Below are 14513 nucleotides of genomic sequence, written 5' to 3'. Positions count from 1 at the left end.
AGAATTATACGCACCTCAGCTCCGGTTTCTCTCGCCTCATGTCCGCCATCACCACAGATCTGCCTGCCCTCGCCCAATCCATCAAGGACTGGGGTCGTGAGCTGGGCTTCCAGCAAGTCGGCATCAGCGGTCTGGATCTGGCCGAGCATGAACAGCACCTGCAACGCTGGCTCGAGGCCGGCTATCACGGCGAAATGGATTACATGGGCGCCCACGGCAGCAAACGCTCGCACCCCGAAGAGCTGGTGCCGGGCACCTTGCGCGTGGTGTCACTGCGCATGGACTACCTGCCGGGCGACACGCAAATGGCGCAATTGCTGACCAAACCGGAAAAGGCCTACATCTCGCGTTATGCCTTGGGCCGCGATTATCACAAGTTGATCCGTAAGCGCGTTCAACAACTGGCGGACAGGATTCAATCCGAGATCGGCCCGTTCGGTTTCCGCGCCTTCGTCGACAGCGCCCCGGTGCTGGAAAAGGCCATCGCCGAACAGGCCGGCCTGGGCTGGATCGGCAAAAACACCCTGGTGCTGAACCGCAAGGCCGGCAGTTACTTCTTTCTCAGCGAACTGTTCGTCGACCTGCCCCTGCCGGTGGATGAACCCCATAGCACCGAACATTGCGGCCGATGCACCGCATGCCTCGACATCTGCCCGACCAACGCTTTCGTAGGCCCGTACGTGCTGGACGCGCGACGCTGCATTTCCTACCTGACCATCGAACTGAAGAACGCCATCCCCGAAGACCTGCGACCGCTGATCGGTAACCGTGTGTTCGGCTGCGACGATTGCCAGATCTGCTGCCCGTGGAACCGCTTCTCCCGCCCGTCCGGCGAAAGCGATTTCAAGCCACGGCACAACCTGGACAACGCCGAACTGGCCGAACTGTTTATGTGGGGTGAAGACAAATTCCTCAGCAGCACCGAGGGTTCACCATTGCGCCGTGCGGGATACGAACGCTGGCTGCGCAATCTGGCGGTTGGATTGGGTAATGCGCCATCGAGCATTCCAGTGCTGGAAGCGCTCAAGGCCCGGCGCGAATACCCGTCAGAACTGGTGCGTGAACATGTGGAATGGGCGCTGAAACAACACGCCGACCGTCAAGGTGCGTCGTTATAGACGAACTTCGGCATTTCCCAGTGGAAGCGAATCGCCAACAGCCGCAGTAGAAAGCCACCGAACAACGTGATCAGGATCGCCTGTTCGCTCGGCACATTCAGGAACAGACAGAGCATGTAGCACCACGCCGCAGCGAACGAGACGCTGGCGTACAGCTCACGGCGGAAGATCAACGGGATGTCGTTGCAGAAGATGTCGCGCAGAATGCCGCCGAACACACCCGTGATCACGCCGCTGACCGAAGCCACCAACATGCCGTGGCCCATTTCCAGGGCGGTCATGCAGCCGATCAGGGTGAACGCCACCAGACCGACCGCGTCGAGCACCAGAAACAGCGAGCGCAGGTGACGCATCCAGCGTGCGGTGAACACGGTAATCATCGCCGCAATCGTCGTCAGCACCAGGTATTCCGGGTGTTTGACCCAGGTCAGCGGGTAATGCCCGAGCAGCACGTCGCGCACTGAACCACCGCCCAATGCGGTGACGCAGGCGATCAGCACCACGCCGAACCAGTCCATGCCACGGCGGCCCGCAGACAGGGCGCCGGTCATGGCTTCGGCAGTAATGGCGACGAGGTAGAGCATCAGCAACATGGTGGCGATCCTGGCAGGAAGGCGCGCAGTCTACTCACTTCGCCGAGGCACCAAAAGAGGGCGCCCCGGCGAGGGTGCCGATCTCAGAACTTGATGAAATGCTTGCGGTAGTGCTGCAGCTCGGCAATCGACTCGCGGATGTCATCCAGTGCGAGGTGAGTGCTGCCCTTCTTGAAGCTGTCACGCACGTCCGGCGCCCAGCGCGCGGCCAGCTCCTTGAGCGTGGAGACGTCGAGGTTGCGGTAGTGGAAGTAGCTTTCCAGCGCCTTCATGTGGGTATAAAGGAAGCGGCGATCCTGGCAGATGCTGTTGCCACAGATCGGCGACTTGCCCTTCGGCACCCACTGTTCGAGGAAGGCGATGGTTTCGGCTTCAGCCTCGGCCATGCTCACACGGCTTTCACGCACGCGCTGGGTCAGGCCGGAGTTGCCGTGGGTGCGGGTGTTCCACTCGTCCATGCGGGCGAGGACTTCGTCGCTATGGTGGATGGCGATCACCGGGCCTTCGGCCAAAGTGTTCAGGTCACTGTCGGTGACGATGGTGGCCATCTCGATGATGACGTCGTTTTCCGGATCGAGACCGGTCATTTCGAGGTCGATCCAGATCAGATTCTGCGGGTTTTGCATATTTCGGCTCCTGAGCAATGCTGCGCAGTTTAGCCTAGGCAGCCTGCCGGGCGTGCTAAACTCGCGGCCGTTTTACCTAATCGCTGTATTCTTCAGACGGAACACCCATGGCCAAACGCCAACTCAATCGTCGTCAAAACTGGCGCATCGAAAAGATTCAGGGCGAGCGCGCCGCCCGCGCCGCCAAACGCGAGTCCTCGGCCGTCGAGGCCCTCGAAGGCGGCGATCTGGGCCCGGAACAGCACGGTCTGGTGATCGCCCACTTCGGTGTGCAGGTCGAGGTCGAGGCCGTTGACGGCGAACTGGCCGGCCAGGTCTTCCGCTGCCACCTGCGCGCCAACCTGCCAGCGCTGGTGACCGGCGACCAGGTGGTCTGGCGCGCCGGCAACCAGGGCATCGGCGTGATCGTCGCGCAACTGCCGCGCACCACCGAGCTGTGCCGCCCGGACAGCCGTGGCCAGCTCAAACCGGTGGCCGCCAACGTCGACATGATCGTCATCGTCTTCGCCCCGCTGCCCGAGCCCCATGCGAACCTGATCGATCGTTATCTGGTCGCCGCCGAGCACGCCGGCATCCGCCCGTTGCTCCTGCTGAACAAATTCGACCTGATCGACGAACAGAACGCCCCGGCGCTGAATGCCCTGCTGGCGGTCTATCGCACGCTGGGTTATCCGGTACTGGAAGTCTCGGCGCACCACGGCAACGGCATGGAGCAATTGCAGAAGCAGCTCGACGGGCGCATCAGCGTGTTCGTCGGCCAGTCCGGTGTCGGCAAGTCATCCTTGGTCAACAGCCTGCTGCCGGAAGTCGAAACCCGCGTCGGCCCGCTGTCCGAGTTGTCGGGCCAAGGCACGCACACCACGACAACCGCACGCCTGTTCCACTTCCCCGGCGGCGGCGAGCTGATCGACTCCCCGGGCATCCGTGAATTCGGCCTCGGCCACGTCAGCCGCGCCGACGTCGAAGCCGGCTTCATCGAGTTCAACGATCTGCTCGGCACCTGCCGCTTCCGCGACTGCAAGCACGACCGCGAACCGGGATGCGCACTGCTCAAAGCCCTGGAAGACGGCCGCGTGCAGCAGCAGCGAATGAACAGCTACCGCTCGATCATCGCCAGCCTGCCGGAAAACGGTTACTAGGCTTTCAAGTAACCAGACACAAAAAAGCCGACATCGCTGTCGGCTTTTTTGTGGGTCACTGTTTCGGCGCGGGAGCCGGTGCAGCAGGCGCCGGGGCTGGCGCCGCGCTGCCTGGTTCGGTCGGTTTCGGCAGCGGGTCGTCGAACAGGTTCAGCCGTTCGCGCAACTCGTGGGCCGGCACTGGCTGCTGATCCGCCGGCAAGGCGTTCGGGTCGACCGGGGTGGCCGGGGCGGCGCCGTTCTGGCCTTGATCCGCCGGTTTCGACGGGTCGGCACCTTGCGCACCTTCGATGGCGGCCTGGGCCTTCTTGGTCAGCACCACGATGTCGATACGGCGGTTGACCGGGTTGAACGGGTTCTCCTTGTCGAACAGCGCCGACGAGGCGTAACCCACCACACGCGCCACTTGCGAGTCCGGGTAACTGCCCGCCACCAGCGCACGCCGGGCGGCGTTGGCGCGGTTGGCCGAAAGCTCCCAGTTGCCGAAATCGCCGTTGCCCACGTAAGGCTTGGCGTCGGTGTGACCGCTGATGCTGATCTTGTTCGGCACCGCCTTGATGGTGTCGGCCATGGCCAGCAGGATGTCTTCGAAGTACGGCTTCAGGCGTGCAGAACCGGAGTCGAACATCGGCCGGTTCTCGGCGTCCATGATCTGGATACGCAAGCCGTTCGGCGTGATTTCGAACAGAATCTGATCCTTGAACTTCTGCAACTGCGGGTTCTCGTCGACCTTGTTCTGCAGTTCTTGCAGCAACAGTTCCAGGCGTTCTTTCTCGACCTGCTCGGCCATGCCTTCAACCTGTTCGGTGTCGACCGTGACCTTGTCCGGCTGCGGCTGCGACTTCACTTCGGGGTTGAGGGTATTTTCCGGCGCCAGGGTCGGCGTACCGCCCAGGTCGATGATGTACGGCGTGCCGCTCTCGGAGAAACCGACCGGGTCCTTGAAGTAACCGGCGATGGCGATCTTCTGTTCCGGGGTCGCGGTGGACAGCAGCCACAACACCAGAAAGAACGCCATCATCGCCGTCGCGAAGTCGGCGAAGGCGATCTTCCACGCCCCGCCGTGATGCCCGCCGGCGATGCGCTTGACGCGCTTGATGATTATCGGCTGGTTATTTTCCATGACTTAACGACCGCGAACGGCTTGTTCCAGCTCGGCAAAGCTTGGACGGTGAGCCGGGTACAGCACCTTGCGACCGAACTCGACAGCCAGCGACGGCGGCATGCCGGAAGCCGAAGCCACCAGAGAGGCCTTGATGGCTTCGTAGACGTTCAGCTCTTCCTTGGCATCGTGCGCCAGGGAGTGCGCCAAAGGACCGAAGAAACCGTACGCCGCGAGAATACCGAAGAAGGTACCCACAAGTGCCGCACCCACGTGCAGGCCGATGGATTTCTGATCGCCTTCACCCAGCGAGGCCATGGTCACCACGATACCGAGTACCGCCGCGACGATACCGAAACCCGGCATGGCGTCGGCGATGCCGTTCACCGCGTGGGACGGATGCTCAAGGTCTTCCTTCAGGCTGTACAGTTCCATGTCGAACAGGCCTTCCAGCTCGTGGGGAGCCATGTTGCCGGAGGACATGATGCGCAGGTAGTCGCAGATGAACGCGGTCATGCGTTCGTCTTTCAGTACCGCCGGGTACTTGGCGAAGATCGGGCTCGCGGCGGCGTCTTCGATGTCGCCTTCGATGGCCATCATGCCTTCACGGCGGCTCTTGTTGAGGATCTCGTAGATCAGGCCAAGCACTTCCAGATAGAACGTGTGGCTGAAACGCGAACTGAACATGCTCAGGGATTTCTTGAGCACGTGCATCGTCATGTAGCCGGGGTTGGCCTGGAGGAAGGCTCCGAGTGCCGCACCGCCGATGATCATCACCTCGAAGGGCTGGATCAGGGCGGCAATCTTGCCGTGGGAGAGCACGTATCCGCCGAGCACGCTCGCGAATACGACGATGATGCCGATAATTTTAGCCATAGGTAGAAAGGTACTTGTTTAAGTCGGGTTCAAGGTCATATTCGGAAGTTAAAAAATCTCTTCTTCTACTTATCGGCAAAACTGCGCCAGACTATAGCCAGTTCAGGCGAAAAGCCAATTTAGCCCATGCCGGGCGCGTCTACAGTCAGTGAAGATCTCGTCCAGACATGGCTAATGAAACGAACGTCCCACACGTAAAACCGACCACACTCGATGGCTGGGTGAAGCTGCTCGACAGCGTTCGTCTGCCAGTGCCGCAAGACGCCCATGACCGGGTCTGCCGGGCGATTCGCGATGACCGCAGCTCGCTGCGCGACATCGCCGACCTGATGCAGGACAGCCCGGCGCTGGCCCTGAGCATCATCCGCGAAGCCAACCGCCACACCCACGGCAACATGACTGCGCCTGCGGAAAACCTCGAAGTGGCGATCAATCGCCTCGGCCTTGCCCGTACCGAAGAACTGCTCGCCCGCCTGCCCGCCGAACCTGCCGCGCAGATCCCCCAGGCCCTGCGCCAGTTGCAGATGATCAGCCAGCACGCCACGCAACAGGCCAACGGTTTTTTCGCCAGTCGCCTGGCGCGACTGTGGCAGGACATTCATTGGGGCAGCCTGTTGTTTCTGTCGCCGCTGTGGCCGTTGGCGCTGACCTTTCCCCAACTGCTTGAAGAGTGGGAAGTGCGGGTTATCCACAAGGGTGAATCGGCGCGAGTCGTGGAAAAGCAGCTGTTCGGCGTACGCCTGCTGAAGATCGGCGAGGCGCTGGTGCAAGTCTGGCGTCTGCCGGTCTGGGTGCAGCAAGGTTATCGGCTGCTGCTGACCGAACAGCGCGAACTGGTCAAAGTCCTGCGCATTGCCCGCGACGTCGATCATCCGTTGCGCCAGCAGAATCGCCTCGATGACGACCCGACCCTGCGCCGCTGGCTCAACCAGCCGGCCAACACCGTGTTGCTGGCCAACGGACTGGCACTGTCGGCGCAACAGGCCTGGGACAGTCCGCACAGTGAGCGCTGGCAATTCCTGACCAGCCTCTACCTGCAAATCTCGATGGACGAGGTGCAACAACAATTGCACCAACAGGCCGCCGTCAGCGCTCGCCATCATTTCATGCCGGACCTTTGGCACCCGGCGCTTTCGCTGCTGTGGCCGTGGGGTACCCGTCGCCTTCCAGCCGGAATGCTGCCGGCTGCCGCGCCGTCCGCTGAAGACCTGAGCCAGTGGCGCCGGCAATGCGCCGAACTGCTGGCGGTGCCAAGTCGCTTCACCAACGCCATGAGCCTGACCGTCGCCGCCCGCGACGCGCTGGTCGCCAGCGGCATGCGTCGGGTGATGATCCTGATGGCCGACCGCGGCCACGCCAATCTGCGCGTCCATCAAACCTCCGGGTTGCCGAAGGACGCCGCTGCGCTGAATTTCGTCGTCAGCCAGAGTTCGGTGCTGCAACGCTTGCTCGCGCAGCAGGCGCAAGTGCGGATCACCCCGGACAACAACGCCCAGTTTTCCGCCCTGCTGCCGCCCTCGCTGCGCGCCCTTTTCCGTGGTGAACACCTGTTCCTGCGTTCACTGGTGAACAACGGCCGGGTGATCATGATTGTGGTCGCCGACCAGGGTGGCGGTCCGTTCGCCGACATCACCGTGCAAGCCTTCGGCAAAACCGCGCAGTGCATCGAGAAAGCCCTGCACAGTTTTAGCCAGCGCGGCCAATGACAGCTACAATCCCTCCCCTTTGTGCTCTGGAGACCTCACATGTCTGATTTCTCTGGCCTGGCCCTGGTGATCGAGCCGAGCGATCTGCTGCCGCGCCTCGAATCCCGCGATCTGATTCTGGTGGATCTGACCAGTGCCGCCCGCTACACCGAAGGACACATTCCCGGCGCACGTTTTGTCGATCCGAAACGCACCCAGCTGGGTCAGGCGCCGGCTCCGGGGCTGTTGCCGAGCAAGGAAAAAATCGAAGAACTGTTCGGTGAGCTGGGCCATCGCAAAGATTCGGTTTACGTGGTCTATGACGACGAAGGCGGCGGCTGGGCCGGGCGCTTCATCTGGCTGCTCGATGTGATCGGTCACGACAAATATCACTACCTCGACGGCGGTCTGCCGGCGTGGCTGGCGGAGGGTTCACCGATGTCGATCCAGATTCCTCCGGCGGTGGGCGGCCCGGTTGCCTTGACCCTGCACGAGGAACCGACCGCCACCCGCGAATACCTGCAAAGCCGTCTCGGCGCCGCTGACCTGGCGATCTGGGACGCTCGCGGGCCGCTGGAGTATTCCGGTGAGAAGGTCCTGGCGGCCAAGGGCGGGCACATCCCCGGCGCGGTCAATTTCGAATGGACGGCGGGCATGGATCAGGCGCGCCAACTGCGCATCCGTACCGACATGCCGCAGATCCTCGAAAACCTCGGGATCACCAAGGACAAAGAGATCATTACCCACTGCCAGACCCATCACCGGTCCGGTTTCACTTATCTGGTGGCCAAGGCTCTCGGTTATCCGCGGGTCAAGGGCTACGCCGGTTCCTGGGGCGAATGGGGCAACCACCCCGACACCCCCGTCGAGCTTTAAGGATTTTTAAGGACAGTCATGAAAGAGCGTTTGTTTATCATCAGCCAATACCTGCTGCCGCATCACTTGCTGTCGCGCCTTGCCGGCTGCATTGCCGAGTGCCGCGTGCGCTGGTTCAAGAATGCCTTCACCACCTGGTTCGCCAAGCGTTATCAAGTGGACATGTCGCAGGCACTGGTTGAAGACGTGACCGCTTACGAGCACTTCAACGCCTTCTTCACCCGCGCCTTGAAAGACGGCGCTCGCCCACTGGATCAGACCCCGGGCGCGATCCTCAGCCCGGCCGACGGTGCGATCAGCCAGCTCGGCCCGATCGAACACGGTCGTATCTTCCAGGCCAAGGGCCACAGCTTCAGCGTGCTGGAACTGCTGGGCGGCGATGCAGCCAATGCTGCACCGTTCATGGGCGGTGAATTCGCCACTGTTTACCTGTCGCCGAAGGACTACCACCGCGTGCACATGCCGCTGGCCGGCACCCTGCGAGAAATGGTCTACATCCCGGGCCGGATCTTCTCGGTCAACCAGACCACCGCAGAAAACGTTCCGGAACTGTTCGCCCGCAACGAGCGTGTAGCGTGCATCTTCGACACCGAGCGCGGGCCAATGGCCGTGGTGCTGGTGGGCGCGATGATCGTGGCCTCGATCGAAACCGTGTGGGCCGGTCTGGTCACGCCACCGAAGCGCGAACTGAAAACCTTCCGTTACGACGAAGCCGCCCGTGCGCCGATTCATCTGGAGAAAGGTGCGGAACTGGGGCGCTTCAAGCTGGGTTCGACCGCGATCGTGCTGTTCGGGCCGGATCAGGTGAAATGGGTTGAAGAATTGAAAGCCGGCTCGCCGGTACAGATGGGTCAGGCCCTGGCACAGTCGAACGCCTGAACCTGTTGATCCGCCCTTTCGCACGTCTGCGAAGGGGCGGACACGACCTGAGTGGCGCCGTTACTCTATCTGCCCACGGAAGCCGATCGGCCCTTCGTTGGCGTAGGTATTGGTGCCGCTGAGGTTTTTCCCTCCGTCACTGGACGTGACGCTCAACGCGATAACATTCTGGTTATCCCGCCCGCCGATCACCCACTTGCCACCTGGGTGCCACGGGGCATCGTTACCACCCCACTGGTTCTCGACGTTGTACTGGTTCTGGCCAGTGCGCTGAGCCTTGAAGCCAATAGGGCCTTCACCGGCGTAGGTCATGGTGCCGGTAAAGGTTTTGCCACCGTCGCCGGACTTGATCTCGATCGCGACGACGTTCTGGTTGTCCCGCGCGCCCAGCACCCAGGTTCCACCCGGATGCCAAGGTGCCGAACTACCGCCCCATTGATTTGCCACTGCGTATTTAGACATGAACCTCATCTCCTTGAAGTTTCGGGAGACCTGCCCCGACGTTGACGGCAGGCCGTGCAACCGTGCGTTTCCGATCGCACGTCTGAGAGCCTAGTAGCGCCTGCCGAAATGGCATCAGGCCAGCAGACCAACGGTAAAAAAGCCTGGCAATCGCCTGCGAAAAAAACCACAACTGCTAGAGTTTTTGGCATTGCCCTATTCGCCGCCGGAGCTTGCCACGGCATGAGTGAGCCACGATCCCGCCCCCAACTGAGCGCCCCGACGCCCACGCAGTTGCGCCTGTCCTTCTGTGAAGCCACCCCGCGCGACCTCAAGCGCTGGATCGCCGGCCTGCCCAAGGCCAACATCGGCGAAACCGCACGCCTGCTGTATCAAGGCCTCGGCGAACTCAATCAACTGCTGACCCCCAGCGACAACCGCCTGCATCTGCTGGAACTGTTGCGACCCGAGGTTTACTTCGTCTGCCAGCATCTGGAACGGCATTTTCTGCATCAGGCGATCATGCTCGATGAGCGCTCACGCAAGATCAGCAATCTGTGCCAGGCCCTGCAAAGTCAGTTGGCCATCGGTTACAAACACATCATTCTGCGGATCGCGCCCAAGTACTCCCGGGATCGCGCAGCCCTGGTGAGCGAAGCGCTGCAGCGGGCGGCCCACGCGCTGAAAGGGCAACTGGTTCGCGCCACGCAGCTGTACAGCCCGGCGCCGGAACAGCTGTGGTTCGAACTGCATCAATTGTTTCGCTGCGCCTGCGAGCTGCAACTGCAGCATCGCCGGGTACGCGACGATCTTGCCAGCCTGACCGGCGAGTTGAGTGTCGAGCAGACCTACCTCGCCGCCCTGCTGCTGGGCTGCGCCCGTTGCAATCAGTTGCGGCAGAACCAGATCGCGCGCCTGGCCCAAGTAGTGGAACCGTGGAGCGCGTGGCTGAAACTGCATCCCGCCCATCCGGGCGAGGGTTTGTTCGCGGTCTCGGCAGAGATAGACGCCGGCCCGCGCTACCGCTCCCAATTCCGTAGCGAGCAACAGGCCAGTCTGCTCGGTTTCGATCCGCAACCGCTGGTGAACGCCATCGAGGCGCACCTTCAGCATCAGGACACAACGACGCCGCTGCCCGTGCCGGCCGGCCTGACCCTCGACACCCTGCAACACCTGCACGCGACCTGGGGCGAAACCGCCGAGCGCAGCTTTCAGCGCACCGTCGGCCAGGGCAACCTGACCGTGTGCGTCGGCATGAGCGCCCTGCACTTCTACCTCGGCGGCGAACGCACCTTCAGCGAACTGCTCAAGCACCCCGGGGCCCGCGCGGCGAATTTCAGCCGCGCGGTGGTTCAGGGGGAAAAGGACAGCTGGAGCCAGGCGTTCGATGCCGCGCCACAGGGCACGTCCGACGAATTGTTGCCCTACGAAGAAATCCGCTACGAACCGCTGGCCGACGACGAAAGCGGCACCGACAGCCCGCCGCATTATCCGACCTATGCCTTGCCCGTCATCAACCACAGCCCCGGCGGTTACTGCCTGGCCTGGCCAAAAGAAGTACCTGCCGAATTGCAGGCCGGGGAAATGGTCGGGATTCAGGACAGCCTCAATCAGGGCTGGAGCATTGCCGTGGTGCGCTGGATCCGCCAGGTGCGCGGCGCCGGTACGCAAATGGGCATCGAACTGGTGGCGCCCCACGCTCAGCCCTGCGGCTTGCAGCTGGTGCGCACCCGGGATGATCACAGCCATTACCTGCGAGGGTTGTTATTGCCGGAAATCAGTGCGATCGACTTGCCGGCGACGTTACTGGCGCCACGGCTGCCGTTTCAGGAAGGCAATAAAGTGCTGATCAACACCCAGGGTGAAGAACACCGCGCCGGGCTGGATCGGCGGGTGGCGAGCACACACAGTTTCAATCAGTTCGCCTATCGCTCGCTGGAGACCGCCAAAAATGGCGAGAGTGAAGAGGATTTCGACTCGTTGTGGAAATCCCTTTGAGCCAGGACCGCAGCCGAGGGCTGCGATCCTGCGCCGACGTCAGAGCTGTCCGTCGCGATCGCGGAAGCCCAGCAGGTACAGAACGCCATCCAGCCCCAGGGTCGATATTGCCTGCTTCGCCGACTGCTTGACCAGCGGTTTGGCGCGGAACGCCACGCCCAGGCCGGCAATCGCCAGCATCGGCAGGTCATTGGCGCCATCGCCCACGGCGATGGTCTGCTCCAGACGCAAACCTTCTTTTTCGGCCAGCTGTTTCAGCAGATCGGCCTTGCGCTGGGCATCGACGATCGGCTCGATCGCCACGCCGGTGCACTTGCCGTTGACCACTTCCAGTTCGTTGGCAAACACGTAGTCGATGCCGAGCTTGGCCTGCAATTGCTTGGCGAAGTAGGTGAAGCCGCCCGACAGGATCGCAGTCTTGTAACCCAGACGCTTGAGTTCGGCGAACAGGGTTTCGGCACCTTCGGTCAGGCGCAGCGACGCGCCGATCGAATCGAGCACGCTGACATCCAGGCCCTTGAGCAGCGCCAGGCGCTCTTTGAAGCTGGCGCGGAAGTCCAGCTCGCCGGCCATTGCCCGCTCGGTGATTTGCGAAACCTGATCGCCGACGCCGGCGGCTTTGGCCAGTTCGTCGATGACTTCGGCTTCGATCAGGGTCGAGTCCATGTCGAACACCGCCAGACGACGGTTGCGACGGAACAGCGAATCTTCCTGGAAGGCGATGTCGACGTTCAGCTCCTGAGCCACGCTGAGGAACTCGGCGCGCAGGGCCTGTGGATCGGCGGCTTCGCCACGCACGGAGAACTCGATGCAACCCTTGCCCTTGTCAGCCGGGGTGTCCAGCGGCATGCGACCCGACAGACGGTCGATATGGTCGATGTTCAGGCCGTATTTGGCGGTGATCGAACTCACGGCCTGCAACTGGCCGGCGGTGACCTTGCGGGTCAGCAGGGTAACGATGTGGCGTTTCTTGCCCTGATTGCCCACCCATTGCTGGTAATCCTCTTCGGACACCGGGGTGAAGCGCACCTGCTGGTCGAGCTCATAGCCCTTGAACAGGATGTCCTTGAGCACCGACTTGCCTTGCTCGGAGTCGGGAATTTCCACGAGGATGCCGAACGACAGCATGTCGTGGATCACCGCCTGACCGATGTCGAGGATATTCACACCACCCTGGGCCAGTACACCGGTAATGGCCGCCGTCAGACCAGGACGGTCGACTCCCGTGATGTTAATCAGGACGATTTCGCGCAACGCGCACCCCCGCAACTGGAAAAAAACCGCATTCTACCCACTTTCAGTGACCATCGGGCACCGCCAGCGCTTTGCCGGTCTAGGGCCTGTCGCTATACTGCGCGTCAACTTCACGGACAAAAGAGCCGAGCTCAGTGAACCGGCCCACGCCAGTTAAAACCGATAACTTCTTTCTGCTGATCTTCCGTGCACTGCGCCACCGCCGTGTACCGATTGCATTGCGCATTGCCAGCCATAACGTGATCCTGGTCGCTCTGGCCCTGGTGATCTATGCCTGCGTGATGGGCCTGCAGTTCAAGCAGGCCATGCACGAGCAGGCCGATGCGCTGGGCGAAAGCCTGACCACGCAGACCGCCACCTCCGCCACCGAGCTGCTGGTGTCCAACGACATCCTCAGCCTCAACGTGCTGCTCAACAACCTGACCAAGAACAAGCTGGTGGCCCACGCCGCCATCTACAGCGTGGACAACCGCATCCTGGCCGAGTCCGGTCAGCGGCCCAAGCACGGCCTGCTCGGCGAAGCCGAGGGCATGTACGAGAGCAAGATCACCTTCCAGGACGTGACCGCCGGGCAACTGCGCATCAGCCTGGACATGGATCAGTTCCAGCAGCCGATGACCATCAGCCTGCAAAGCATGGGCATTCTGAGTGCGATCCTGCTGGCGCTGTCCCTGGCCCTGAGCCTGCGTCTGGGCCGACACATCTCCACGCCGCTGCTGCAATTGCGTGTATGGCTGCGCCGGATCGACGAATACACGCCGGGGATCGAGCGTCAGGACGAGATCGGCGATCTTGCCCGCCAGTTGCACGCCAACTATGCCCCGGAGCCGGCTGAACCGGAGCCCGAGCCGGAACCCGAGTTCGAGGACGACGACATCGAGCCGGAATTCGAAGTGCGCAACCTGCGTGATCCGAGCTTCGACGAGAGCCGCCCGATGGCTGCGCAGAAGCCTGCGCCACGCCATGTGGTCAGCACCGTTGAAGACGACGATGACGAAGACCCGTTCGCCGACCTGCGTGACGAGTCGCTGAGCGAAGCTGCACAACCGGCGGTGCGCCGACCGACCCCAAGCGTGCCGCAACACACGGCGGTGCTGGCGGTACAACTGGGCTCGCAGGAGCAACTGCGCCGTTTGCCGCGTGCACGCCTGGAAGAGTTGCAGGATCGCTATCGCGATTGCCTGGACCAGGCTGCCTCGTTGTATCAGGGCGAAATCGAAACCCTGAACGACGGCAGCACGCTGATGCTGTTCCATACCGAAGACAGCGGCGACGATTACCTGACCAATGCCATCTGCTGCGGCGAGCTGCTGCGGGCGCTGGGCCACCAGTTGCAGATCGAAGTCGCCGACAGCGGCATCACCCTGCAATTGCAGCTGGGACTGACCCTTGGTGACGAACTGTTCGGTCTGAGCCAGATCGACTTGTTGCTGACCGATTCCGCCCAGGACGCCCTGGCCCTGTCGCAACACAGCCGCAACCTGCTGCTGGTGGAGCGCAAGATCGGTGACGACGCGCTGATCCGCCAACGTGCACGGATCCGGCCGATTGCCAGCCCTGAGGGGGCTTGCTGCGTGGAGCGGTTGATGGAGCCTTATCCGTCGATGCTTGAGCGGCAACTGGCGCGGATGCATGAGCGTCGGGCCTGAGGCCCTGCCCTTGATGTGAAGAAGCCCGCAGACGAGTGATTGTCTGTGGGCTTTTTTGTGCGTGGTGTTTTCGTGATTGCGCCCGGCTTTGGAGCCCCCCTCACCCTAGCCCTCTCCCATAGGGAGAGGGAACCGATTGGGGGATACTCGGGATCTACACCGACCTGAACGTGCTTTGCCGAATCCATAATCGAAAGACCAATCTGCGCAAAATCCATAATCGCTTGGATCTTTCAGGTCGACGTATGACGCCAGACACCTCGGTCAGCTCCCTCTC

13 protein-coding genes are annotated in these 14513 nt (G+C 62.1%); 7 read left to right on the top strand and 6 right to left on the bottom strand.

Annotated elements, in window-relative coordinates:
• Positions 1-38 precede the first annotated feature (38 nt).
• On the top strand, positions 39-1118 hold the full coding sequence (gene queG / locus ACODTD_RS26295) for a tRNA epoxyqueuosine(34) reductase QueG (protein WP_489105362.1): 1080 nt from the start codon (positions 39-41) through the stop codon (positions 1116-1118).
• Here the strand turns inward: queG and ACODTD_RS26290 are convergent.
• Both ACODTD_RS26290 and orn read right to left on the bottom strand, forming a co-directional pair.
• Positions 1100-1711, bottom strand: coding sequence for a trimeric intracellular cation channel family protein (locus tag ACODTD_RS26290; protein ID WP_039766632.1), 612 nt, complete (start codon positions 1709-1711; stop codon positions 1100-1102). The genes queG and ACODTD_RS26290 overlap by 19 nt on opposite strands.
• An 83-nt stretch (positions 1712-1794) precedes the next feature.
• Entirely contained in the window at positions 1795-2337 is a 543-nt protein-coding gene (orn, locus tag ACODTD_RS26285; protein WP_011332176.1) for an oligoribonuclease, read from the bottom strand.
• 107 nt (positions 2338-2444) lie between these two features.
• Between orn and rsgA the strand changes: the two genes are divergently transcribed.
• Positions 2445-3476: a small ribosomal subunit biogenesis GTPase RsgA gene (rsgA, locus tag ACODTD_RS26280; RefSeq protein WP_007950741.1), complete on the top strand. Its 1032-nt coding sequence runs from the start codon at positions 2445-2447 to the stop codon at positions 3474-3476.
• A 55-nt stretch (positions 3477-3531) separates the two neighbouring features.
• Here rsgA and motB read toward each other — a convergent pair whose 3' ends face one another.
• Together motB and motA are read right to left on the bottom strand one after the other, a co-directional pair.
• A complete protein-coding gene (gene motB / locus ACODTD_RS26275; RefSeq protein WP_201817209.1) occupies positions 3532-4599 on the bottom strand; it encodes a flagellar motor protein MotB in 1068 nt (355 codons plus the stop codon).
• A gap of 3 nt (positions 4600-4602) precedes the next feature.
• Positions 4603-5454 (bottom strand): flagellar motor stator protein MotA, encoded by an 852-nt coding sequence (gene motA, locus ACODTD_RS26270; protein ID WP_007952169.1) that lies wholly within the window; start codon positions 5452-5454, stop codon positions 4603-4605.
• A gap of 167 nt (positions 5455-5621) precedes the next feature.
• Between motA and ACODTD_RS26265 the strand changes: the two genes are divergently transcribed.
• The 3 genes from ACODTD_RS26265 to asd are packed head-to-tail and all read left to right on the top strand — an operon-like array spanning position 5622 to position 8894.
• The gene (locus tag ACODTD_RS26265; RefSeq protein ID WP_201817206.1) at positions 5622-7160 is read left to right on the top strand and encodes an HDOD domain-containing protein; all 1539 of its coding nucleotides are present in this window, start codon (positions 5622-5624) and stop codon (positions 7158-7160) included.
• A gap of 39 nt (positions 7161-7199) precedes the next feature.
• Complete coding sequence (locus ACODTD_RS26260) at positions 7200-8015, top strand: rhodanese-like domain-containing protein (protein WP_201817204.1); 816 nt, start codon at positions 7200-7202, stop codon at positions 8013-8015.
• Between the two features lie 18 nt (positions 8016-8033).
• On the top strand, positions 8034-8894 hold the full coding sequence (gene asd, locus ACODTD_RS26255) for an archaetidylserine decarboxylase (protein ID WP_011332172.1): 861 nt from the start codon (positions 8034-8036) through the stop codon (positions 8892-8894).
• Between the two features lie 60 nt (positions 8895-8954).
• Here the strand turns inward: asd and ACODTD_RS26250 are convergent, their stop codons facing one another.
• On the bottom strand, positions 8955-9356 hold the full coding sequence (locus ACODTD_RS26250; RefSeq protein WP_039766619.1) for a lectin OAA family protein: 402 nt from the start codon (positions 9354-9356) through the stop codon (positions 8955-8957).
• Positions 9357-9578: 222 nt separating this feature from the next.
• Here ACODTD_RS26250 and ACODTD_RS26245 point away from each other — a divergent pair, with 222 nt between their 5' ends.
• On the top strand, positions 9579-11333 hold the full coding sequence (locus tag ACODTD_RS26245) for a molecular chaperone (RefSeq protein ID WP_201817201.1): 1755 nt from the start codon (positions 9579-9581) through the stop codon (positions 11331-11333).
• A 39-nt stretch (positions 11334-11372) separates the two neighbouring features.
• On the opposite strand, the gene serB is transcribed toward ACODTD_RS26245, so the two are convergent.
• Positions 11373-12587, bottom strand: a complete 1215-nt coding sequence (serB, locus tag ACODTD_RS26240; RefSeq protein WP_011332169.1) for a phosphoserine phosphatase SerB — start codon at positions 12585-12587, stop codon at positions 11373-11375.
• A gap of 134 nt (positions 12588-12721) precedes the next feature.
• Between serB and ACODTD_RS26235 the strand changes: the two genes are divergently transcribed.
• Positions 12722-14236, top strand: coding sequence for an AhpA/YtjB family protein (locus ACODTD_RS26235; RefSeq protein WP_011332168.1), 1515 nt, complete (start codon positions 12722-12724; stop codon positions 14234-14236).
• Positions 14237-14513 lie beyond the last annotated feature (277 nt).

Source organism: Pseudomonas sp. FG35 (assembly GCF_057809295.1).
Note: the sequence above shows the minus strand (reverse complement) of the source record. Positions and strands in the feature narration are given on the sequence as shown.

What these genes read in the sequence shown, in the direction of transcription:
- ACODTD_RS26245 (WP_201817201.1), top strand. Translation starts at nt 9,579, where the DNA reads ATGAGTGAGCCACGATCCCGCCCCCAACTGAGCGCCCCGACGCCCACG.
- orn (WP_011332176.1), bottom strand. Translation starts at nt 2,337, where the DNA reads ATGCAAAACCCGCAGAATCTGATCTGGATCGACCTCGAAATGACCGGT.
- motB (WP_201817209.1), bottom strand. Translation starts at nt 4,599, where the DNA reads ATGGAAAATAACCAGCCGATAATCATCAAGCGCGTCAAGCGCATCGCC.
- ACODTD_RS26250 (WP_039766619.1), bottom strand. Translation starts at nt 9,356, where the DNA reads ATGTCTAAATACGCAGTGGCAAATCAATGGGGCGGTAGTTCGGCACCT.
- ACODTD_RS26265 (WP_201817206.1), top strand. Translation starts at nt 5,622, where the DNA reads ATGGCTAATGAAACGAACGTCCCACACGTAAAACCGACCACACTCGAT.
- motA (WP_007952169.1), bottom strand. Translation starts at nt 5,454, where the DNA reads ATGGCTAAAATTATCGGCATCATCGTCGTATTCGCGAGCGTGCTCGGC.
- asd (WP_011332172.1), top strand. Translation starts at nt 8,034, where the DNA reads ATGAAAGAGCGTTTGTTTATCATCAGCCAATACCTGCTGCCGCATCAC.
- ACODTD_RS26260 (WP_201817204.1), top strand. Translation starts at nt 7,200, where the DNA reads ATGTCTGATTTCTCTGGCCTGGCCCTGGTGATCGAGCCGAGCGATCTG.
- rsgA (WP_007950741.1), top strand. Translation starts at nt 2,445, where the DNA reads ATGGCCAAACGCCAACTCAATCGTCGTCAAAACTGGCGCATCGAAAAG.
- ACODTD_RS26290 (WP_039766632.1), bottom strand. Translation starts at nt 1,711, where the DNA reads ATGTTGCTGATGCTCTACCTCGTCGCCATTACTGCCGAAGCCATGACC.
- queG (WP_489105362.1), top strand. Translation starts at nt 39, where the DNA reads ATGTCCGCCATCACCACAGATCTGCCTGCCCTCGCCCAATCCATCAAG.